The organism is Chryseobacterium sp. Leaf180, from assembly GCF_001424585.1.
In the GTDB taxonomy this organism is placed as follows: domain Bacteria; phylum Bacteroidota; class Bacteroidia; order Flavobacteriales; family Weeksellaceae; genus Chryseobacterium.
In genome coordinates this window covers 635,831-657,661 of record NZ_LMPJ01000001.1, presented here as the reverse complement: position 1 = coordinate 657,661, position 21,831 = coordinate 635,831, and the positions used below count along the sequence as shown (strand labels likewise).

The window sequence follows — 21,831 nt, the reverse complement described above, 5'->3', positions numbered from 1 at the left end:
TATCAAAATAGTATTAATAAATGTTAAGATCTTCAAAATTTTTATATTTTCGTACATCTTTAAATTAAACAGAAAAAAATATGTCTAAAATTTGGGCTAAAAAGCCAATGAGCGCTTATGAGGCTGACATTCAAAAGAGTGAGCTGAAACGTGTTTTGGGAAAATGGAGCCTTACCGCCATCGGGATTGGTGCCATTATCGGAGGAGGAATTTTCGTACTTACCGGTACCGGAGCGTATTACAACGCTGGGCCGGCGCTTGCACTTTCATTTGTCATTGCAGGTATTGCCTGCGTTTTTGCCGCTTTGTGTTACGCAGAATTTGCATCAATTTTACCGGTAGAAGGTTCGGCGTATGCTTATGCTTACGGAACTGTTGGTGAAATTTTCGCATGGATTATCGGCTGGGGATTAATTCTTGAGTACGCAATGGGATCGATGACAGTGGCCGTTTCCTGGTCAGGTTATTTCGGAAAACTGCTGAAAATGTTTAACATTCATCTTCCGTACTGGATGACGACTGATCCCGGAACTGCGCATAAAGCCTTTGGTGAAGCCACCTCGCAGCTTTTAAATAGAAATCTGCCTTTAGAAAAGATTCAGACATTTCAGGAAACGATTGCCAATTACAATGCTGCTCCTCAAATTTTTGATTTTAAACTATTCATGAATCTGCCGGCGCTTGTAATTGTACTTTTTGTGATTTCAATTCTTGTAAGAGGAACGAAAGGCGCTGCAAAAGCCAATAACTTTATTGTTGTTTTAAAAGTTTCTGCAGTAATTTTTGTCATTATTGCCGGTTTGTTCTTTATTAATGTTGAAAACTGGACACCGTTTATTCCTGCACCTACTGTAATTACAGAAAACGGAGTTTCGCACAATGCGTATGGTGTTGCCGGAATTGTTGCTGGTGCTTCAGCAATTTTCTTCGCATATGTTGGTTTTGATGCCGTTTCTACACAGGCTGGTGAAGCGATCAATCCTAAAAAAGACGTACCGTTTGCGATCATTACATCATTGATTATCTGTACGATTTTGTACATTTTGGTTTCTTTGGTTTTAACGGGAATGATGCATTATACCGACTTTAATCCGCTTGGGAAATATCCAGATGCGATAAAAGCGCCGGTTGCTTACGCTTTTGATATTGCCGGTCAGGCTTGGGCAGGTTACATCATCACGATTGCTGCAACTATCGGTTTGATTTCCGTTTTGATGGTAATGATTATGGGACAGTCGAGAATTTTCCTCGGGATGTCGAAAGACGGGTTGATTCCTAAAACTTTTTCAAAAGTAAATCCTCTAACAGGAGTTCCTACAAAAAACCTGATGATTTTAGGTGGTGTAATTGCAGTAATCGCTTCTCTCACGCCAATTAATGATTTGGCGCACATGACGAGTTTCGGTACTTTATTCGCCTTTACAATGGTTTGTGTTGCGGTTTGGGTTTTGAGAGTTAAAGAACCAAATCTGGTAAGAAGTTTCAGAGTTCCAGCACTTCCATTAATTGCGTGTCTTGGGATTGCAATTAATATTTATCTGATCATCAACCTGAGCAAAGAGGCGCAAATGTACTCTGTAGCTTGGCTTCTGATCGGTTTTGTAATCTATTTTCTATATAGTAGAAGACATTCAAAACTTCAGAATGGCGGTTACGGGGAAACGTTCAAAGCAGAACAGCAGCCTTTGGAAAAACCGGATATCAATAAATAAATTCTTTTATTTGAATATAAAACCACAGAAATTCTGTGGTTTTTTTATTTTTGTCTCCTATGAAAAAATTCGGATTCTTTTTGATATTTCTCAGCACCTTCTCATTGGCTCAGAAATTTACGTTAAAAACTTTGCTGGAGGATAAAATCAGCATTCGCGCTCTTGAACTGTATGACGGAAAAGTCTGGTACAGTGGAACCGAATCGAAATTTGGTTACGTAGAGTTAAAAAACCCGCAAGATAAAAAGCAGATTATTTTGTCTGAAAAAAAACTGCAGTTCCGTACGCTGGCTCAGGATAAAAGATCGTTTTATGCGATTAATATCGAAAGTCCAGCTTACTTTTTCAAGATTGATAAAAAGACCTTGAAGTATGAAATTGTTTTTGAAGACAATGCAAAAGCGGCGTTTTATGACACGTTTCATTTTGTGAATGAAAATCTTGCTTTTGCGTTCAGCGATACTGATGATCAGCATTTAAAACTGGCAAAATTTGAAAAAGGTGCGTGGAGTTTTTTTCAAAATTCTGTTAGATTAAATAACGGTGAAGCCGCTTTTGCTGCAAGCAACACCAATATTGCTTCGACAAAAAATTATCTGTGGATCGCCACAGGTGGAAAATCTTCGAGAATTTTAAGATTAAATTTTAAAACTCAAAAATTTGAAGTTTTTAATACGCCTTTCATACAGGGAGAATCTTCTCAAGGAATTTATTCAATAGACTTCTTAAACGATCAGTTCGGAATTGCAGTTGGTGGCGATTACACAAAACAGGATGCCAACATCAACAATATTGCAACGACAAATGACGGTGGAAAAACCTGGGAAATTCAGGCTTCGGGAAAAAATGCGGGTTATACAACCTGTGTAAAAATCAAACCTGGTTCAAAGGGAAAAGAAATCATTGCGGTCGGCGACAAACATATTAGCTATTCTGAAGATTTCGGAAATACCTGGAAGAAAATTTCAGATGAAAAAGGATTATTTGTATGCGAATGGATCGATACTAAAAGCATAGTTTTTGCAGGAAAAGACCGTATCATTAAGCTTAGTTTCGAATAAAAGACGACTTTCAGCTAATATATTTCATAAGGTAAAAGTCGCTTCGAATGCCTAAATTTGCATAAGATAATCTTCGCAGAATTATCTGCTTTAAAATTTCAAAATGAATTCATTAATCGATAAATATAATATTCCGGGGCCACGTTACACGTCTTACCCAACGGTTCCTTATTGGGATGAAAGTACGTTTTCGCCTCAGGAATGGAAAAATACGGTCATAAGATCTTTCAACGAAAGCAATGCGGCAGAAGGTATCTCAATTTACATTCACCTGCCTTTTTGCGAAGCGCTCTGTACATTTTGCGCGTGTCACAAGAGAATTACAAAACAGCACAGCGTGGAAATTCCTTATCTGGAAAGTGTATTAAAAGAATGGCAGCTTTATCTCAATCTTTTCTCCGAAAAACCTATCCTGAAAGAACTGCATTTGGGCGGCGGAACACCCACTTTTTTCTCTCCACAAAATCTTAAGACGCTTCTTTCAGGTATCTTTGAAACGGTAACAATCGCCGATCATCCTGAATTTTCTTTTGAAGGTCATCCTAATAATACGACGCGCGAACATCTTCAGACTTTGTATGATTTGGGTTTCCGCAGAGCAAGTTTTGGTGTGCAGGATTATGATCTGAAAGTACAGAAAGCCATCAACAGAATTCAGCCTTTTGAAAATGTGCAGCGTGTGACCGAATGGGCGCGCGAGATCGGATATAAAGGTGTAAGCCACGATTTGGTTTTCGGACTGCCACATCAGACCTGGGAAGCAATGGAACATACGATCCGCAAAACGCTAGAACTGAAACCTGACCGTCTGGCTTTTTATTCATATGCGCACGTTCCGTGGGTGAAAGGCGTTGGGCAAAGAGGTTTTGATGAAAATGATCTGCCGAGCGGTGAAGAAAAACGCCGACTCTATGAAGACGGAAAACAGCTTTTGGAAAAACTCGGGTATATTGAAGTTGGAATGGATCATTTTTCTCTGGAGCACGACGATCTGTACCAGTCTTTAAAACAGAAAAAACTTCACAGAAATTTTATGGGCTACACTTCAAGCAATACGCAGCTGATGGTGGGTCTTGGGATGTCGGCTATTTCAGATTCCTGGTATGCATTTGCGCAGAATGTGAAAACGGTGGAAGAGTACCAGAAGATGGTTCAGAACGGTGAAATTCCTGTGGTGAAAGGTCATATTTTAAATGAAGAAGATCTTAAAGTTCGCCGTCATATTTTAAATCTGATGTGTCAGCTGCAAACAACCTTTACAGATGAAAATAGCTTTTCGGGAATTGAAAATGCAATGGAAATGCTGAAAGAAATGGAAAATGACGGTTTGGTACAACTCAGCGGAAATTCAATAAAAATTACTGAAGAAGGCAGAGCTTTTACCCGGAATGTGGCGATGGTTTTTGATCTGCGTATGATGCGGAACAAACCTGAAACCAGGATTTTCTCGATGACGATTTAATATGAAAAAAGTGACTTCAATTTGAAGTCACTTTTTATTTTGGCCTGAATTAATTATTTAATGATAATTTTTTCGCTGTACGTTTTCAGATCGTTCATTTTGATGTGAATATAATAAGTACCTGCAGGAATTCCGCGTATATCCAAACTGTTATCGAAATTAAGTTTAGTGTCGTTTAAAACAACTCTTCCTTCCAATGTCAGAATTTGTGCAGAAAATGCGTAATCATCAAAACCTTCAATAAATAAAGTCTCGTGCGCCGGATTTGGATATATTCTGATGGGCTTTCTGAAAGTTTCTTCTGTAGCCAGAGATCCTGAAGCGATTTTATAAATTTTACCGTTGTTTACCGCTGCAACGTATAAATTTTTACTTGAATCTTCTCCAAAAGTCGAGAATAAGTTTCCGGTAAATGGCGTCGTCCAGGTGACAATATTGCTTTGGTTTAACATTCCGATTTGTGCCGAGCAGTAATCAGCGAAAAAATACATTCCTTGAAGTGCCGGATAAGTTGTTCCGCGGTAAACATAGCCGCCTGTGATTGAACATTTGCTTCCTGTATGATCATAAACTGCCACCGGCGTTGTGTAATTTGCACCGACTGTACAACCTGAAGAATTGTACGCCGTGTTTCCTTCAAAACATCTCCAGCCATAATTTGCTCCAGCCTGGGTAATGGGAACACGGTTGATTTCCTCAAACTGATTTTGTCCGACATCGGCAATTAAAACATTTCCTGTGGTAAGATCGAAAGAATATTTCCATGCATTTCTTAGTCCGTACGCCCAAACTTCATCTGCGCCATCAACATTGATAAAGGGATTTCCGGGAGGAATCGCATACGGAATATTAGCAGCTGTGTTGATATCTAAGCGCAGCAATTTTCCCAACAGTGAATTTTTATTTTGCGAATTGTTATTGGGATCGCCACCGCTTCCACCATCGCCGGTAACCACCCATAGATAGCCGCTCGGATCAAATTTGATGCTTCCGCCATTATGATTGTCGAAAGGTTTCGGGATATTGATGATAATTTTTTCTGAATTGGCATCAGCAACATTTGCATTTGTTGAGCTGACAGAATATCTGGCTACAACCAGATTTCCTGCTGTGTTGTTGTAAAAAACAAAGAAATATCCGTTTGTCGCATACTGCGGATGAAAAGCCAGACCTAAAAGTCCGCGCTCGCCACCGAAATTTACCTTAGAACTGATATTTAAAAAATCTGCGGCATTTACGGCGCCGGTGGGCTGTACAATCTTAATAATTCCGTTTTGCTGAACGACAAAAATACGGGAATCATTGGCGTGGGTAATCTCCACAGGGTTTGATAATCCGGTTGCAAACTCAATTAGAGAAATGGTTTGAGACTGCGAAAAAGAAAATAAAACAAGGGAGAAAAAGAGTAGGAGTTTTTTCATAATGATCTGATTTCAAGGGTGTGAAAAGACTTATGAAAAATCTGTACCAAGCAGTGAATTTTTATCAGCGAAAATCAGAAAATTAATCTTAAGTAAAACTACATCTTTCAGATCGCAACAATGCTGAAAATAAAGCTTTTCTGTGCCATAAAATCATAAAATGTGAATAAAATCATTATATTTGCCGACTTAATTTAACGTAGTCATAACAAAATGCAAGGAAAAGGACTTATTACAATCGTCGCTATTGTACTAGGGTTAATTTGCTTAAACGAGCTATTGCCAACATGGTACGCCAGCAAGATTGAATCGCAGATCGAAGCTGCAAAAGGAAACGAAAAGGAAATCAAACGTCTGAAAGAAGAGACTTTGAATCTTGGTTTTACAGAGCTAAATTACGCTAAAGCCAAAGATAAAGAGATGAAACTCGGTCTCGACCTTAAAGGTGGGATCAACGTTCTTCTGGAAATCAATCAGCGTGATCTGATCAACGATCTTACCAATTATTCTACCAATCCGGTGCTTATCGAAGCGCTTAACAGAACGGATGAGGTACAGAAAAATTCCACAAAATCGTATATCGATAATTTCTTTACAGAATTTGATGCGGTAAACAGTGCAAAAGGAACTAAACTTAAACTTGCAGATACGGAGGTTTTCGGAAACAATAATCTTTCTGAAATCACATACAATACACCTGACGAGCAGGTGAAAAGCATCGTTAAAAAAAGAATTGATCTTTCTGTAGGAACTGCTTTTGAAGTAATCCGTACCAGAATTGACAAAATGGGCGCCGTGCAGCCAAACGTACAGAGAGTGCCTGGAACGGCGAGAATTTCTGTGGAAATGCCGGGCATGAAAGACATCGACAAAGTTAAGAAAATGCTTCAGACTTCTGCGAAACTTCAGTTTTGGGAAGTACAACAGGCTCAGGATGTTTTTCCTTATTTTGAGCAGCTTCAGCAGTCGATGAATGCGAAAAGAGATTCTGCAAAAACAGGTTCAAGTGTTCGTATTATCGAAGCACTTCAGCTGAATAAACTAAACGCAAACGGTGTCGGAAATGTAAAACTTACCGATACTGCAGCAATCAATAAACTGTTAAATTCTAAAGAAGCGATCGCTGCAAGGCCTTCAAATCTAAGATACACGCAGTTTATGTGGGGTTACAAACCAGAATCTACCACTCCGGATGCGCTGGTTCTGTACGCTATTAAAAGTAACATCAACCAAAAAGCGCCAGTAGACGGAGCAGTTGAAACTGCCAATATTTCTTACGATGATCTTGGAAGAGTAGTCGTAGATATGCAGATGGATTCTAAAGGGGCAAGAGACTGGAAAACCCTTACAGAGAAAAATGTAGGGAAACCCGTTGCTGTAACTTTGGATAACAGAGTGTACACCGCGCCTAATGTTGTAGGTGCCATTCCAAACGGAAGAACGCAGATCTCCGGTAACTTCTCTCAGGAAGAAGCTAAGGAATTGGTAGATGTTTTGGGTGCAGGTAAACTTCCTGCAGGTGCAAAAGTGGTGCAGGCAACTCAGGTTGGTCCGTCACTCGGTCAGGAATCGATCAATGCGGGTATGATTTCATTTGCAATTGCGTTTTTAATTATCATCGTTTACATCGTTTTCTATTACGGTGGAGCTGGTGTTTACGCAGTAATTGCGATGATCATCAACCTGTTCTATATTTTCGGAATCATGGCGTCGGGTAACTTTACACTTACACTTCCGGGTATCGCGGGTATCGTTCTTACAATGGCGATGGCGGTCGATACGAACGTAATCATTTATGAAAGAACCAAAGAAGAACTTTTCGCAGGAAAAAGCATTCTTGAAGCGTATAAAGACGGTTTCAAACACGCTTTAAGCGCGATTATCGACGGTCACTTAACGACTTTATTAACGGCGGTTGTTTTATTTTTCTTCGGAACCGGACCTATCAAAGGTTTTGCATTAACCCTGATGATCGGTATCGTAATGACATTATTTACCTCGATTTTGCTTTCGAGAGTAATGATTTTCAACAGACTGAATAAAGGAAAAGGTCTTTCTGTATGGACGGCTCCAACTAAAAATCTCTTCAGAAATGTATGGATCGATTTTATCGGAAAGAGAAAATATTCTTACATCGTATCTGCGATTCTTACGGTAATCTGTCTTTTCTCAATCTTCACAAACGGTTTCAAATACGGTATCGATTTTACCGGTGGTAGAAATTATATTGTAAGATTTGATAAAAATGTTGATGCTGAAAACATCGAAGAACGTCTTGCAAAAGCTTTTGCTACAACAGACGGCAAAAACTCTTCAGTAGAAGCAAAAACCTTCGGAAACGACAGACAGCTGAAAATTTCTACGGATTATCTGATCGATGACGAATCTTTAAAAGCCGATCAGACGATCGAGCAGAAACTGTTTGACGGTTTGAAAGCTGATCTTCCTTCAAAAACAACTTTGGCTGATTTTAAATCTGCAGACAAAGGTGAAGTAGGAATTGTTTCTTCAGATAAAGTAGGTCCAACGGTAGCTGATGATATTAAACTGCACGGTATTTTGGCGGTTTGCGCTGCTCTTGCCGGAATTTTTATCTACATCTTGGTGCGATTCAGAAAATGGCAGTTCTCTTTGGGCGCCGTTGCAGCACTCTTCCATGATGCGATTATTATTTTGGGAGCGTATTCTCTGCTTCACAACATCATGCCGTTCAACATGGAAATCAATCAGGATTTTGTGGCAGCGATTCTTACTGTTTTGGGATATTCAATCAACGATACGGTAATTATTTTCGACAGAATCCGCGAGTACTTAAGAGAGAAAAAAGCGCTTACTTTATCAGGTTTATTTGATGATTCAATATCAAGTACTTTGGGTAGAACTTTCAACACATCTTTCACGACGATTTTGGTAATTCTTGCGATCTTCATCTTCGGCGGAGATAACCTGAGAGGCTTTATGTTTGCCATGTTAATAGGTATTGCATTCGGTACGTATTCATCAATCTTCATCGCGTCGGCTATTGCTTACGATTTTCTTAAAACAGGAAAAGAAGAAGATGTACACGGCAAATCATCAACCGACAAACAGGTTTTGGCTACAAAATAATTAAGTTTTCAATACATATTAAAACCTCTCCTCGTGAGAGGTTTTTTATTTTAATCTAATTGGGATTCAGTTAAATTAAATATTTTTGCATGACCAAACCAACACACAAAAAATGAAATCCAATCAGAAAAATGCAGCGATGACTTTTATATTCATCACACTGCTGATAGATATTACCGGCTGGGGAATCATCATTCCTGTGGTTCCCGATCTGATTCGCGAGCTCATTCATGCAGATCTCAGTGAAGCTGCAAAATACAATGGCTGGCTTGGTTTTGCGTATGCAGTAACTCAGTTTGTTTTTTCGCCGATTGTCGGAAATCTCAGTGATAAATACGGGCGTCGACCGATTATTTTGATTTCACTTCTTGGTTTCGCCCTCGATTATATCTTGCTTGCACTATCTCCGACAATCATCTGGCTTTTTGCAGGAAGAATTATTGCCGGAATGACGGGTGCAAGCATTACTACTGCAAGCGCATACATCGCGGATATTTCTACAGATGAAGATCGCGCGAAAAATTTTGGTTTAATCGGTGCTGCTTTCGGTGTCGGATTTATCATTGGGCCGGTTCTAGGCGGATTGCTCGGGCATTACGGTTCGCGCGTTCCGTTTTATGCGGCGGCGGTTTTATGCGGAATTAATCTTCTCTACGGTTATTTTATTCTCCCTGAAAGTTTAGATAAAGACAAGCGACGCGAGTTTAGCTGGAAGAATGCAAATCCGGTTGGTTCTTTTAAATTTTTAGCAAAACATCCTGAAATTTCAGGTTTGATTGTTTCTTTAATTCTGATTTACATCGCCGGTCACGCGGTACAGAGCAACTGGAGTTTCTTCACGATGTATGTTTTCGACTGGGACAAAAGAATGGTGGGCATCTCACTTGGCATCGTCGGTTTACTCGTAGGCTTGGTTCAGGGCGTGCTCATCAGATACACCACAAAAAAGTTTGGCGACCGGAAAAGTATTTATTACGGCTTGTCGCTTTACGCCATCGGACTTTTATTATTTTCATTCGCGACGCAGGGTTGGATGATGTTTGTCTTTTTAGTTCCGTATTGTCTGGGAGGAATCTGCGGACCGGCTTTGCAGTCGATCATCTCTAAAAACGTCCCGGAAAATGAACAGGGACAGCTTCAGGGCGCTCTGACGAGTTTAATCAGCGCGACAACGATTGTAGGACCTTTGATGATGAATGATCTGTTCTATTATTTTACACAGAAACACGGTCCGGTAGAATTTCCGGGTGCGCCGTTTTTACTGGGATTTATTTTGATGTCGCTGAGTATTTACTTTACGTACCGTGCTTTCCAGAAAAACAAAACTTAAAATTGGTTTAAAATTTGCCTTTCAACATTATTTTTATATAATCTTTTGTAATTTAGCATCATGGAATTAAGCATCGGAGAAATGGCACTCATTGCCATTGCAATTGTAGTTTTGTTTGGCCCAGACAAACTTCCGCAGATCGCGCGTGATTTAGGTTCCGGGGTACGCAAAATGCGTGGTGCGGTAGAAGATATCAAAACTGAGATTTTGAAGGAGACAGACAATCCTGTTTCAGATATCAAACGCGAGATAGAAAAGGTAAAAGATGCGGCTAAAGATTACAATCCCATGAATGATTTTAATAAAGATCTGATCGCTGATCCAAGCCATACGATTGCTTCAAATACAGAACCTGCCGTTGTTGTAAAACCTTCTGAAGACGAACACTACGAAGGGCCTGTAAGCAGATAGCGTATGGAAGAAATTATTCAGGAAGACAAAAATGTTTTTTTATACCTGAACAATCTGGGAGATTCTCCTTTCGATCCTTTTTGGCAAATGGTTTCCGGCACATTCGTCTGGATTCCGCTCTACATCATTTTCCTTTACTTACTCTATAAAAATTACAAACTGAGATCATTAATTTTTATTTTGATCTTTATTGCATTAGGCGTTACTGTTTCAGACCAGGTTTCAGGGATTTTCAAATTCAGTGTTGCAAGACTTCGTCCCTGTCATGATCCTTCTGTAATGAGTATGATGCGAATCGTAAAGTGCGGCGGACAATTCGGTTTTTATTCGGCACACGCTTCCAACACGTTCTTTTTAGCTACTTATCTCAGTTTTTTATTAAAAAATAAACTCAAGTGGTTTCCTTATGCTATATTTGTGTGGGCGGCCATTGTAGCATACAGCCGTATATATTTAGGAGTACATTTCCCGATAGATATTTTGGTAGGCGCGTTTGTAGGTGTTTTATTGGGAGCAGCATTTTATTTGCTTGCAAAAAAAGTCATCAACAAACAAAACCTCAATACATGAAAAAAAATCTATTCTTCGGTGCTTTTGCACTGTTATCTCTCTCACGATTTTCTGCTCAGGACAAAAAAACTGCTGAAGCCTGCATGCAGAAAGCAGATTACGTTTGCGCGGAAGAGCAGTACACAAAACTGGCTCAGAATGAAACGATTCAGAAATTTAAATCTGAATATTTTAATAATCTCGGGATGGCGCAGCGCCGTTTGGGGAAAATTCCTGCCGCATTTAAATCATACGAATCAGCTTTAATTGCCAATCCGGCTTCTCCCGCGGCATATTCAAATCTCGGAACTTTGCACAACCAAAAAGGCAGCAAAACTAAAGCGTTGGAGTATTTAGATAAAGGTTTAAAAATCGATCCTGAAAATGCCGAAATGTATCTGACGCGTGCTAAAGTCTATGAAAGTCTTGGCAAAAAAGATTTGGCTGAAAAAGATTTAAAGCAGATTCTCACTTTCGATCCTAATAATATTTTTGCTAAAACCGGTTTGGCTAATTTTAAAAAGCGAAACGGCGATCTCGAAGGCTCGTTAAAAGATTACAATCAGCTTCTCGCTGAAAAACCGGAATCGCTTTTATACAACGGTCGTGCAGAAGTTTATCTAAAATTAAAAAAGCCCAAAGAAGCGCTTGCAGATATCGAAAAATCATTAAAAATAGATCCTAAATTTTCACAGACATACGTGATCAAATCTCAGATTCAGACAGATTCCGGGAATACGAGAGAAGCGTGTGCAAGTTTGGAAAAAGCTGTTGCGCTCGGTCATGAAAAAGCGATGCTTAGAGATGCGCTGGCAAAATGCACGCAAAAATAACCGTTGCATTCTTAATTTAAAAATTTTATGCTGAATATCGTTCTTGTCGAGCCGGAAATCCCCAATAATACTGGTAATATCGGCCGTTTATGTGTCGGAACTGAAAGCCGTCTGCATCTAATACACCCACTTGGTTTTTTGATTGATGATAAAAATCTGAAACGTTCAGGTTTAGATTACTGGGTGCATCTCGACGTGACGGAATATCAGAATGTTGAAGAATGGATGGACGTCATTCCAGATCGGTCGCGGGTGTTTCTGATGAGTTCGCACGCCGAAAAATCGTATCTGGAAATTGATTTTAAGGATGGCGACTGGCTTGTTTTCGGAAAAGAAAGTGTTGGTTTAGGTAAAGATGTTTTACAGCTTTTCGAAAATCATTTGAAGATTCCGATGTCGAATCTGATAAGAAGTTTTAATATAGCCAATTCTGTGGCTTTCATAGTAGGTGAAGCGAAGCGACAGATTGCATTGAAAAAGTAGATTAATCATTGTGATATGGTTTACCCTGCAGAATCTGATCGGCGCGGTACAGCTGTTCGACGATAAATAACCGTATCATCTGGTGTGTAAAAGTCATTTTGGAAAGCGACATTTTCTCACTGCTTCTCGCATAGATTTCATCTGAAAAACCATAAGCGCCACCGATTAATATATTAATTTTTTTTACCGACAGATTCATCCAGCTATCAATTTTCTGCGAAAACTCGCGACTGGTGTACTGCTTGCCCTTCTCGTCAAGTAAAAGAACAAGATCATTTTTATCGATGTGATTAAGAAAAAGTTTAGCTTCTTCTTTTTTTAAAAGATCAGGCGAAAGATTTTTTGCATTCTTGACATCAGCGATTTCCACGATCTCAAAATTCCAGTGTTTTGGAAGTCTCGGTAGAAAATAATTAATCAGCGAAATGATTTCGCGGTCGTCGGTTTTCCCGATACAGAGCAGGCTGATACGCATAATATAATAAACTTTGCCAAAGATAATCAACTGAAATTTATGAGCAAAATCTGAGATTTTACCAGAAAACGTTAAAATAAGGCACCACATTTTGAATTGACGATCAGAAAAATTAAATTTGTGATTGAGGTTTCCGCCAAATAAAATTTTTATCTAAGATATGGGTTTAAAGACTCCGGCTTTTCTGAAAAAAATCAAACAGTATCTCGATGATCTGCACATTCCCGTATTGGGGATTTCCTTCTGGCAGATGTTTCAGATCTATATTTCTGGTGTTTTTCAAGACAGAATCGGAAAAAAAGCCGCCAGTATTTCCTGGAATTTCACCCTCAGTTTATTTCCGTTTTTACTCTTCCTTCTGTCAGTAATTCCGTATATGCCTCATTACGACAAACTTCAATTTTACATTTTCGAAGTTCTGCTGCATAATATTTTCCCTTCAAATATGGAAGGTGATGTGCGGGAATACATTGAGAAAAGCATTATCCCGAATATGAAAGGAATCAGCAAAATTACGATTCTTATCGCTTTAATCTTTGCCACCAACGGAACATTTGCGCTTCTTAGCGGTTTTAACGAAAATACCAAAGAACGCCGCACCGATGTAAAAGAATTTATCCTTTCTTTTTTTATAACGATCGGCTTCGTCAGCATTATCTTTCTGGGACTTTTTGGAGTGTATTATTCTGAGGTTGTTTTAAAGCTTTTTACGCCGGTAGAATCACTTTCATGGATTACCAGTAACCTCTCTGCCATTATTGGATTTGTCTCTTTTCCGGTCTTTTATTTTCTTTTGCTTACGATGTTTTATTGGCTTGGAACGGTAAAAATTGTTCGTTTCCGACAGGCAATTCCCGGCGCGATTCTTACGACTTTACTTTTTACACTTACAACTGCGCTTTTTGCGATTTATGTGAAAGATATTGCGCGATACAACGTTTTGTACGGCTCAATAGGAAGTATGATTTTATTGATGATCTGGATTAATGTAAATGTTTATCTTCTGCTTTTCGGAAATGAATTAAATATTGCCATCCGAAAAGTCAGGCTTGAAAAACTCCTCAGCGATGAAGTGAAAAGAAAAGCGTTAAAGAAAAAATTCCTTCATGAGAAATCAGACGATAACACTCTTACAAAAGAAGAAAATCCCGAAAATTTTAAATAAATATCCTACATCAAATTTGTTGTAGTTCTTTTTTTACCATAAAAAACTCCTATTTTGAATCTGAAGAAAGTTTTAAGACAGCATAATTTCTTCTATTTAACTTATTAAATCCAGTTTCTTTATGCTGATTTTTTTAAATAATCCACTTAAAGACATTTCCGCAGATATAAATTATTTGCTAAGTCCTGACTACTTTTGAAACGCCTTCGATATTTTTCAGCTGTTTAAAAGTTTCTTCAAGCTGACCTTTATTTTTCACTTCGAGATTGATATTTCCCGTAAAAATCCCGTCATTAGACTCGATCGACATACTTTTCATATCCATTCCCATTGCACCGCTGATGACCGTAGTAATATCGTTGATCATTCCCATTCGGTCAAGTCCTTCGATTTCAATTTTGATTCTGTTTTTAAAACTTTCCTCATTGACCCATTTAGCAGGAATTACTCGGTAATCGTACTGTGCACGGAGGTTGATGGCGTTCGGACAATTATCACTGTGCACTTTTATCCCTTCCGAAATCGTGATAAAGCCGAAAATTTTGTCACCGGGAATTACGGTGCAGCATTTCGCGTAGGTATAATTAAGCCTTTCCTCATCTTTTCCGAAGACGATCATATCGAGATTTATCTCTTTCGGCTCGGTGTAATGCGTATTTTTTGCAGGTGATTTTCTGAAACGCGAAAGCAGATTATTAAAGACGTTTTTACTTTCAATATATTTTCTGAGACTGCTCGCATCAAGTTCTGCCGTCTGAAATTTCATAAACAGTTCCTGCGAAGTTTTCAGGTTGAAAAATTTCTGCAGTTTATTAATTTCTTCATCGTTGAAATTAATTTTTACGTGTCTTAATTTTCTCTTGAGAATCTCTTTTCCTTCTTCTACAACCGTATTTTTCTCGGAATTTAAATAACCTTTAATCTTCGATTTTGCCTTTGAAGTCACAACAAAATCCAGCCAATCGGTTTTTGGTTTCTGATTTTGAGAAGATAAAATATCCACCTGATCGCCGTTTTGCAGAACGTAAGATATCGGCACCAGTTTACCGTTGATTTTTGCCCCAAGACATTTCATGCCCAAGTCTGAATGTACAGAAAAAGCGAAATCAAGCGCGGTTGCATTGGTAGGTAAAATTTTAATTTCACCTTTGGGCGTAAAAACAAAAACTTCTTTCGAATAGAGATTGAGTTTGATGTTGTCTAAAAGTTCAGAAGTCGTCAGATTCTGTTGCTGCTCAAGCACTTCCCGAATTTCTGTAACCCATTTTTCAAAATTTCTGTCGTCGTTGGTTTGCTTGTAACCTTCTTTGTATTTGTAATGTGCGGCAACGCCTTTTTCCGCAATTTCGTCCATTCTCTCCGAACGGATCTGCACTTCAATCCACTTTTTACCAGGCCCTAAAACTGTTAAATGCAGACTTTCATAGCCTGTTGATCTCGGCTGAGTAATCCAGTCCCGCATACGCGAAGGGTTGGTATGATAAACGTCGGTTACGATGGAATAAATTTTCCAGGCGAGGAATTTTTCATTTTTGGCATCGCTGCGGTAAATAATTCTGATAGCGTAATTATCAAAAACTTCTTCAAAAGAAACGCCCTGCTTGAGCATTTTCCGGTAAATGGATGAGATCGCTTTTGCACGGCCTTTAATGGTCGTCTTTAAACCTTCTTCCTTTAAACGGTCTGAAACTTCATTTTTAAATTCTTCAATATATCTTTCGCGGCTTTCTTTTGCCAACTCGAGTTTTTCGGTAATTTCATTAAAAACATCGGGATTATTATATTTTAAAGACAAGTCTTCAAGTTCCGATTTGATATTATAAAGTCCCAAACGGTGGGCGAGAGGCGCGTAAATATATACTGTTTCTGAAGCAATCTTTTTCTGCTTATCCGGCAGCATACTTTGCAGCGTGCGCATATTGTGAAGACGGTCGGCAATTTTAATCAGAATCACACGGAAATCTTCAGAAAGTGTGAGCAAAAGTTTACGGTAATTTTCAGACTGTACAGAGATATTCTGATGGTTCATGATCGAAATCTTCGTCAGTCCGTTTACAATGACCGCGATTCTTTCGCCAAAAATCTTTTTTAAATCTTCGTAGGTATAATCTGAATCCTCAATTACATCGTGCAGCAAAGCACAGGCAATCGATGTCGCACCGAGACCGATTTCTTTCGCGACGATTTTCGCCACCGCAATCGGATGATAAATATAAGGCTCACCAGATTTTCTGCGCTGATCTTTATGTGCATCCAGCGCGATATCAAAAGCCTTCCGGATGAGTTTGTTGTTTTCCTCATCCAGCGTGCGGTAGGTATTTGAAATCAAATCTTTGTACCTCGCTAAGATTTCTTTATTTTCCTGTTCCAGATCGTAACTCATAGTTTGCTCAAGCCTTTGTTTAAACGAAAATACGAAATATCACTGCAAACTTGCTGTGAATTCGTAGAAAAATCCGCAGAGAATGCCCTGCGGATATTATTTTTTAATGAATTGCTTTTTTTTAAAATTTCACCTCAGAATCCATCCCGTCGTTTGGCGTCTTAATTTTTACATCCGGACTGTTATGAATTTCTGCTTTGCTCCGTGTATTGATAAACTTTTTCACGGTATCGTAAGACGCTTCGCGGATATTCATATTTTCTATGTAGTATGATTTTACGACAGAGTTTTCGGAAAAAATTCTTCCGATTTCTTCAGCTTCAGTCACGCTTTGCACCTGTACAGTGGCCATATACTGGCTGCTGTGATCGTCATTCAGATAAACGATGTAATCGCTATCTTGTTTTCCGGCGCTTTCAAGTTCCATTTCCAGTCTTTTGTAGTCGCTGTTGCGTTCGAAAATTCCTGCTAAAATATCAGCCATATCATTTTGTTTTTGGTGTATTAAAGTTAAAAAATAATTTTATAAAATGACTTACAATTATCTTTTAAAATCAGATTTCTTTACTGAAATCATTCTATTCTTCCGTTTTTGATTTCATCCACAACTTCAGGATCAAGAAGTGTAGAGGTATCTCCAAAATTGCCGAAGTCACCTTCCGCAATTTTTCTTAAAATCCGGCGCATGATTTTTCCGGATCTTGTTTTTGGCAAAGCCGATACGAACTGAATTTTATCAAGCTTTGCGATCGGCCCAATTTGCTCTGAAATGAGTTGATTAATTTCTTTCGCAAGATTGTCGCGCTGTCTGCCTTCACCGGATTCTTTTAAAATTACAAAACCGTACAATGCGCTTCCTTTTATGTTGTGTGGAAAACCTACAATAGCAGATTCTGCCACCGCAGGATGTACGTTGATACTGTCTTCAATTGGTGCCGTTCCAAGATTGTGACCGCTTACAATCACCACGTCATCTACGCGACCGGTAATTCTGTAATAGCCAACCTCATCGCGGAGCGCGCCGTCGCCTGTAAAATATTTCCCAGGAAAAGCTGTAAAATACGTTTCTTTATATCGCTGATGATCACCCCAAATTGTTCTTGCAATTCCAGGCCACGGAAAACGGATGCAGAGATTTCCGGTGACCTGATTTCCGGTGATTTCGTTTCGTTTGTCATCCATCAAAACCGGTTGAATTCCGGGAAGCGGAAGTGTTGCATACGTCGGCTTAGTCGGTGTCACAAAAGGAATTGGCGAGATCATAATGCCACCGGTTTCTGTCTGCCACCAAGTATCTACAATCGGACATTTTTTTCTTCCGACATGATCATTAAACCAATGCCAGGCTTCGTCATTGATCGGTTCACCTACAGATCCAATCACACGCAGCGAACTCAAATCGTGTTTGTCAACCCATTCTGCGCTTTCTTTTGCTAAAGAACGAATGGCAGTCGGCGCCGTGTAAAACTGAGTGATTTTATGTTTTTCAATGACTTCCCAAAAACGGTCAGGTTCCGGGTAAGTGGGCACGCCTTCAAAAATTACGGTCGTTGCGCCATTCAGAAGCGGACCGTACAGAATATAAGAATGTCCTGTAATCCAGCCAATATCAGCAGTGCACCAGTAGATATCATTTTCCTGATAATTAAAGACATTTTTAAAGGTGTACGCCGTGTAAACCATGTACCCTGCGCATGTATGAAGCATTCCTTTTGGCTTTCCTGTTGATCCTGAAGTGTACAAAATAAAAAGCGGATCTTCAGCATCCATAATCACTGTGACAAAATCTGCTGATGCTTTCTCAAACAAATCTTCCATCCAGAAATCACGGCCTTCTTTCATTTGAACTTCGTTGTGCGTTCTTTTTACCACCAAAGTTTTTTCGACAGTCGGGCAGTCTTTCAACGCCTCATCGATAATTGATTTTAAATCTAAAACTTTGTTTCCACGATAACTTCCATCAGATGTAATCATGATTTTTGTGCCGCAGTCATTCACACGTGAAGTTACCGCAGATGAAGAAAATCCGGCAAAAATTACCGAATGCACAGCTCCAAGTTTGGCGCAGGCCAGCATCACAACCGCCAGTTCGGGAATCATTGGCAGATAAATGCAGACGCGGTCACCTTTTTCCACACCCAAATCACGAAGAACGTTAGCAGTTTTATTTACTCTTGTGTAAAGCTCGCTGTACGAAATATGTTGCGCGGATTCATTAGGATTATTCGGTTCCCAAATGATTGCCGTTTTGTCGCCTTTGGAAGCCAGATGCCGGTCGAGACAGTTTTTGGTGATGTTAAGTTTGGCATTTTTAAACCACGTGATTTTCGCTTCGTTCATATCATATTTTACGACTTTGCTCCATCGCTGATACCAGACAAAATTTTTATCTGCGATACCGTCCCAAAATTTTTTTGGATTTTTTATCGATTTTTTATATTCTTCAAAATAATGGGGTAGGTCTTCGATGACGTAGTTTCTCATGTTTTATCGGTGTATTTATATTTTTAAAACAGTTTTATAACATGAATTTACGCAAAATTGTTGACTGAGAGAATTCAATTGCTGTCAGATTTCTAAATTTTACTATCATTTGAAATAAAAACAAAAAAGTGCTTGCCAGACTTTACAGAATATAATATCTTTGCGCCCAATGAATAAAACAGGATTCATATCATTAGATTTTCCGGGCATTGCAGACGCCCTTTACGATATTTATTTATTTTAAGCGAAGATATTTTCTTCGCTTTTTTTATGTTCAAAAATTAAGATTTTATGTTTACGATTACCGAACTAAGTACAGAGAAAATCAATAAGATACTGACGGAAGCTTTAGCTTTTGCAAACGGAAAAACCGCTAAAATTGAGGGCGAAGTTTTCTGCTCAAATCTGTTTTTTGAAGACAGCACGAGAACTAAAACGAGCTTCGATGTTGCCGAAAGAAAACTGGGTTTGCAGGTGGTTCCGTTTGATGCATCCAACAGTTCTGTCAACAAAGGTGAGAGTTTATATGATACCGTAAAGACGATTGAAAGCATAGGGGTAAATCTTGTCGTGATCAGAGATAAGAAAGACCGTTATTTTGATGAATTAAAAAATATTAGCATTCCTGTAATCAACGGTGGCGACGGAACGGGAAATCATCCTTCACAGTGCATGCTCGATTTGCTGACTATTTATCAGGAATTCGGAACTTTTGAAGGATTGAAAATCGGAATCGTTGGTGATGTTAAACACAGCCGTGTTGCCAACTCCAATGCTGAAGCTTTGAGAAGATTAGGCGCTAAAGTTTACTTCTCAGGACCTGAACAGTGGTTTGACGAAGGAGCTTTAATTAACGGTACGTATCTTTCTGTAGATGAGATGATTCACGATGTAGATGTTTTGATGTTATTGAGAATCCAGCACGAAAGACACGATTCAAAAATGAGTTTCTCAGCTTCGGAATATCATAAAAAATATGGTCTGACGAAGGCCAGAGAAAAAACGATGAAAAAGGAAGCCATCATCATGCATCCCGCACCGATCAACAGAGGCGTAGAAATCGATACCGATCTGGTGGAATGTGAACGCTCACGAATTTTCAAACAAATGCAGAATGGTGTTTTCGCAAGAATGGCGATTCTGAAAAATGCTTTGGAGGAGAAAGGTTTCTCTTTTAAGTAAAAAGGTAAAAGTAAAAAGAGCCAGGTGTGAATGCTTTTGAGATTTCTTAAGATTCAATTTAAATTGCTAAGAAATTCAACAAAAGGAAATGATGCCGAAGAAAGCTCTGAAAGGGCGACCTGTCAATAGCCATGGGTGAAGCCCATGGAGTTAAAGAAAAAATTGATGTCCGTGAGCCCTGAAAGGGCGGAATCAAACAATATCAGATAATTAAAGAAGATTAAAAAATAGAAATAAAGATAAAAGTTAAAATGAAGAAAAAATTAATACTGGAGTCCGGTGAAGTATTTCATGGAGAAGGTTTCGGAGCAGATTTGGAGACAGCAGGAGAGGTGGTTTTCAATACCGGAATGACAGGATATCAGGAATTGATTTCTGACCCGTCATACTGCGGTCAGATTGTGTGCATGACGTATCCGCTGATCGGAAATTACGGGATCAACCGTGATGACTACGAAAGCATCGAGCCTGCAATTAAAGGTCTTATTGTAAAGGAGATTTGCGATTTGCCTTCCAATTTCAGAACTCAGATTACTTTACAGGAACTGTTTAAAAAGAAAAATCTTTCAGGAATTTCAGGAATTGACACCAGAAGACTGACAAGAATTCTTCGTAACTCAGGTGTGGTGAAAGGAAAAATCGTCAATGCAGATGCAGACGAAAACACTACGGTTGAAGAATTAAAATCAACTACTTTCCCAACAAATCAAGTAGAGCAGGTTTCAACAAAAACTTCTTATGCCAATCCGGGTAGAGGACTTAAAGTAGTACTTGTGGATTTTGGATCTAAATTAGGAATAATCAGAGAATTGTCTCAAAGAAACTGCGACATCATTGTTGTTTCTCATGATACTACAGCAGAAGAAATTTTGCTGATGGATCCGGATGGAATTATGTTATCCAACGGTCCCGGAGATCCTGAAGACAACCAAAAAGCTTTAGAAATGATCCGCGGATTGCTTGGTAAAGTTCCAATTTTCGGGATTTGCCTTGGACATCAGTTGATTGGCCTTGCTTGCGGTGCAAAAACTTTTAAATTAAAATTCGGTCACAGAGGAGGAAATCACCCTGTTTTGGATTTAGAAAAAAATAAGGTAGCGATTACTTCTCAAAATCATGGTTACGCAGTTGATCAGGAGAGCCTTAAAGAAACAGATTTAATAGAGACTCATATCGCATTGAATGACAGAACAAATGAAGGTCTTAGACATAAGATCCATCCATGCTTCTCAGTTCAGTATCACCCTGAAGCGAGCCCGGGTCCTGAAGATGCGAATTATCTGTTTGATGATTTCATCACGTTGATGGAGGATTTTAAAAAGTAATTTAGATTTCAGATATTAGACATCAGATAACAGACTTTACATGCATAATTTTGAGAAATTAATTTTTTGGCAGAAATCAATAGAACTTGCAAAAGAAGTTTATATAATTTGTGCTGAATTACCAAAAGATGAAAAATTTGGTTTGATTTCTCAGATTAAAAGATCTGCAGTTTCAATTCCGTCAAATATTGCGGAAGGAGCAGGAAGAAACAATGATAGAGAATTTTACCATTTTCTTGGAATAGCAAATGCTTCTTCTTTTGAGTTACAAACTCAATTAATCTTAACTAAAGAGCTCAATTTATTAAATGCTGAAAAAGTCAACAGTTTAATATCAAATCTAAATGAAATTCAACGAATGATTTATTCATTTAAATCTAACCTAAAAAAGTAAACACAATATTGGAAGTCTAAAATCTGAAATCTGACATCTAGTATCTAAAAACA

At 38.8% G+C, this 21,831-nt stretch carries 18 protein-coding genes; 13 read left to right on the top strand and 5 right to left on the bottom strand.

The window, feature by feature from the left end:
- Nucleotides 1–80 precede the first annotated feature (80 nt).
- The 3 genes from ASG01_RS03010 to hemN all read left to right on the top strand — a co-directional run bounded on the left by ASG01_RS03010 (nt 81) and on the right by hemN (nt 4,235).
- Nucleotides 81–1,712: an APC family permease gene (locus ASG01_RS03010; RefSeq protein WP_055859684.1), complete on the top strand. Its 1,632-nt coding sequence runs from the start codon at nt 81–83 to the stop codon at nt 1,710–1,712.
- Nucleotides 1,713–1,771: 59 nt separating this feature from the next.
- Entirely contained in the window at nt 1,772–2,773 is a 1,002-nt protein-coding gene (locus tag ASG01_RS03005) for a WD40/YVTN/BNR-like repeat-containing protein (RefSeq protein ID WP_055859681.1), read from the top strand.
- Nucleotides 2,774–2,876: 103 nt separating this feature from the next.
- Nucleotides 2,877–4,235: an oxygen-independent coproporphyrinogen III oxidase gene (gene hemN, locus ASG01_RS03000; RefSeq protein ID WP_055859678.1), complete on the top strand. Its 1,359-nt coding sequence runs from the start codon at nt 2,877–2,879 to the stop codon at nt 4,233–4,235.
- 53 nt (nt 4,236–4,288) lie between these two features.
- On the opposite strand, the gene ASG01_RS02995 is transcribed toward hemN, so the two are convergent.
- On the bottom strand, nt 4,289–5,656 hold the full coding sequence (locus ASG01_RS02995; RefSeq protein ID WP_055859675.1) for a PQQ-dependent sugar dehydrogenase: 1,368 nt from the start codon (nt 5,654–5,656) through the stop codon (nt 4,289–4,291).
- A 213-nt stretch (nt 5,657–5,869) separates the two neighbouring features.
- Between ASG01_RS02995 and ASG01_RS02990 the strand changes: the two genes are divergently transcribed.
- From ASG01_RS02990 to ASG01_RS02965, 6 genes are all read left to right on the top strand, one after another.
- The gene (locus tag ASG01_RS02990; RefSeq protein WP_055859672.1) at nt 5,870–8,764 is read left to right on the top strand and encodes a protein translocase subunit SecDF; all 2,895 of its coding nucleotides are present in this window, start codon (nt 5,870–5,872) and stop codon (nt 8,762–8,764) included.
- A 112-nt stretch (nt 8,765–8,876) separates the two neighbouring features.
- Nucleotides 8,877–10,094 (top strand): TCR/Tet family MFS transporter, encoded by a 1,218-nt coding sequence (locus ASG01_RS02985; protein WP_055859670.1) that lies wholly within the window; start codon nt 8,877–8,879, stop codon nt 10,092–10,094.
- A 60-nt stretch (nt 10,095–10,154) separates the two neighbouring features.
- Nucleotides 10,155–10,505, top strand: a complete 351-nt coding sequence (locus ASG01_RS02980; RefSeq protein ID WP_055859667.1) for a twin-arginine translocase TatA/TatE family subunit — start codon at nt 10,155–10,157, stop codon at nt 10,503–10,505.
- Nucleotides 10,506–10,508: 3 nt separating this feature from the next.
- Nucleotides 10,509–11,075: a phosphatase PAP2 family protein gene (locus ASG01_RS02975; RefSeq protein ID WP_055859664.1), complete on the top strand. Its 567-nt coding sequence runs from the start codon at nt 10,509–10,511 to the stop codon at nt 11,073–11,075.
- Nucleotides 11,072–11,887, top strand: a complete 816-nt coding sequence (locus tag ASG01_RS02970) for a tetratricopeptide repeat protein (protein WP_055859661.1) — start codon at nt 11,072–11,074, stop codon at nt 11,885–11,887. Before ASG01_RS02975 ends, ASG01_RS02970 begins: the two co-directional genes overlap by 4 nt.
- Nucleotides 11,888–11,914: 27 nt before the next feature.
- Entirely contained in the window at nt 11,915–12,370 is a 456-nt protein-coding gene (locus tag ASG01_RS02965; protein ID WP_055859658.1) for a tRNA (cytidine(34)-2'-O)-methyltransferase, read from the top strand.
- A gap of 1 nt (nt 12,371) precedes the next feature.
- On the opposite strand, the gene ASG01_RS02960 is transcribed toward ASG01_RS02965, so the two are convergent.
- A complete protein-coding gene (locus ASG01_RS02960) occupies nt 12,372–12,845 on the bottom strand; it encodes a 23S rRNA (pseudouridine(1915)-N(3))-methyltransferase RlmH (RefSeq protein ID WP_055862117.1) in 474 nt (157 codons plus the stop codon).
- 160 nt (nt 12,846–13,005) lie between these two features.
- Here ASG01_RS02960 and ASG01_RS02955 point away from each other — a divergent pair, with 160 nt between their 5' ends.
- Nucleotides 13,006–14,010 (top strand): YihY/virulence factor BrkB family protein, encoded by a 1,005-nt coding sequence (locus tag ASG01_RS02955; RefSeq protein WP_055859655.1) that lies wholly within the window; start codon nt 13,006–13,008, stop codon nt 14,008–14,010.
- Between the two features lie 178 nt (nt 14,011–14,188).
- Here the strand turns inward: ASG01_RS02955 and ASG01_RS02950 are convergent, their stop codons facing one another.
- From ASG01_RS02950 to acs, 3 genes are all read right to left on the bottom strand, one after another.
- Nucleotides 14,189–16,393 (bottom strand): RelA/SpoT family protein, encoded by a 2,205-nt coding sequence (locus ASG01_RS02950; RefSeq protein ID WP_055859652.1) that lies wholly within the window; start codon nt 16,391–16,393, stop codon nt 14,189–14,191.
- A gap of 121 nt (nt 16,394–16,514) precedes the next feature.
- Complete coding sequence (locus tag ASG01_RS02945) at nt 16,515–16,877, bottom strand: hypothetical protein (protein ID WP_055859649.1); 363 nt, start codon at nt 16,875–16,877, stop codon at nt 16,515–16,517.
- 89 nt (nt 16,878–16,966) lie between these two features.
- A complete protein-coding gene (gene acs / locus ASG01_RS02940; RefSeq protein ID WP_055859646.1) occupies nt 16,967–18,877 on the bottom strand; it encodes an acetate--CoA ligase in 1,911 nt (636 codons plus the stop codon).
- 291 nt (nt 18,878–19,168) lie between these two features.
- Between acs and ASG01_RS02935 the strand changes: the two genes are divergently transcribed.
- The 3 genes from ASG01_RS02935 (at nt 19,169) to ASG01_RS02925 (ending at nt 21,778) form a co-directional block, all read left to right on the top strand.
- The gene (locus ASG01_RS02935; RefSeq protein WP_055859643.1) at nt 19,169–20,059 is read left to right on the top strand and encodes an aspartate carbamoyltransferase catalytic subunit; all 891 of its coding nucleotides are present in this window, start codon (nt 19,169–19,171) and stop codon (nt 20,057–20,059) included.
- A 251-nt stretch (nt 20,060–20,310) separates the two neighbouring features.
- On the top strand, nt 20,311–21,384 hold the full coding sequence (locus ASG01_RS02930; RefSeq protein WP_055859640.1) for a carbamoyl phosphate synthase small subunit: 1,074 nt from the start codon (nt 20,311–20,313) through the stop codon (nt 21,382–21,384).
- Between the two features lie 40 nt (nt 21,385–21,424).
- Nucleotides 21,425–21,778: a four helix bundle protein gene (locus ASG01_RS02925; RefSeq protein WP_055859637.1), complete on the top strand. Its 354-nt coding sequence runs from the start codon at nt 21,425–21,427 to the stop codon at nt 21,776–21,778.
- The last annotated feature ends 53 nt before the right edge of the window (nt 21,779–21,831 follow it).

Excerpts from the sequence above, each read along its gene's own strand:
- ASG01_RS03010 (WP_055859684.1), top strand. The coding sequence starts at position 81 with ATGTCTAAAATTTGGGCTAAAAAGCCAATGAGCGCTTATGAGGCTGAC.
- ASG01_RS03005 (WP_055859681.1), top strand. The coding sequence starts at position 1,772 with ATGAAAAAATTCGGATTCTTTTTGATATTTCTCAGCACCTTCTCATTG.
- hemN (WP_055859678.1), top strand. The coding sequence starts at position 2,877 with ATGAATTCATTAATCGATAAATATAATATTCCGGGGCCACGTTACACG.
- ASG01_RS02995 (WP_055859675.1), bottom strand. The coding sequence starts at position 5,656 with ATGAAAAAACTCCTACTCTTTTTCTCCCTTGTTTTATTTTCTTTTTCG.
- ASG01_RS02990 (WP_055859672.1), top strand. The coding sequence starts at position 5,870 with ATGCAAGGAAAAGGACTTATTACAATCGTCGCTATTGTACTAGGGTTA.
- ASG01_RS02985 (WP_055859670.1), top strand. The coding sequence starts at position 8,877 with ATGAAATCCAATCAGAAAAATGCAGCGATGACTTTTATATTCATCACA.
- ASG01_RS02980 (WP_055859667.1), top strand. The coding sequence starts at position 10,155 with ATGGAATTAAGCATCGGAGAAATGGCACTCATTGCCATTGCAATTGTA.
- ASG01_RS02975 (WP_055859664.1), top strand. The coding sequence starts at position 10,509 with ATGGAAGAAATTATTCAGGAAGACAAAAATGTTTTTTTATACCTGAAC.
- ASG01_RS02970 (WP_055859661.1), top strand. The coding sequence starts at position 11,072 with ATGAAAAAAAATCTATTCTTCGGTGCTTTTGCACTGTTATCTCTCTCA.
- ASG01_RS02965 (WP_055859658.1), top strand. The coding sequence starts at position 11,915 with ATGCTGAATATCGTTCTTGTCGAGCCGGAAATCCCCAATAATACTGGT.
- ASG01_RS02960 (WP_055862117.1), bottom strand. The coding sequence starts at position 12,845 with ATGCGTATCAGCCTGCTCTGTATCGGGAAAACCGACGACCGCGAAATC.
- ASG01_RS02955 (WP_055859655.1), top strand. The coding sequence starts at position 13,006 with ATGGGTTTAAAGACTCCGGCTTTTCTGAAAAAAATCAAACAGTATCTC.
- ASG01_RS02950 (WP_055859652.1), bottom strand. The coding sequence starts at position 16,393 with ATGAGTTACGATCTGGAACAGGAAAATAAAGAAATCTTAGCGAGGTAC.
- ASG01_RS02945 (WP_055859649.1), bottom strand. The coding sequence starts at position 16,877 with ATGGCTGATATTTTAGCAGGAATTTTCGAACGCAACAGCGACTACAAA.
- acs (WP_055859646.1), bottom strand. The coding sequence starts at position 18,877 with ATGAGAAACTACGTCATCGAAGACCTACCCCATTATTTTGAAGAATAT.
- ASG01_RS02935 (WP_055859643.1), top strand. The coding sequence starts at position 19,169 with ATGTTTACGATTACCGAACTAAGTACAGAGAAAATCAATAAGATACTG.
- ASG01_RS02930 (WP_055859640.1), top strand. The coding sequence starts at position 20,311 with ATGAAGAAAAAATTAATACTGGAGTCCGGTGAAGTATTTCATGGAGAA.
- ASG01_RS02925 (WP_055859637.1), top strand. The coding sequence starts at position 21,425 with ATGCATAATTTTGAGAAATTAATTTTTTGGCAGAAATCAATAGAACTT.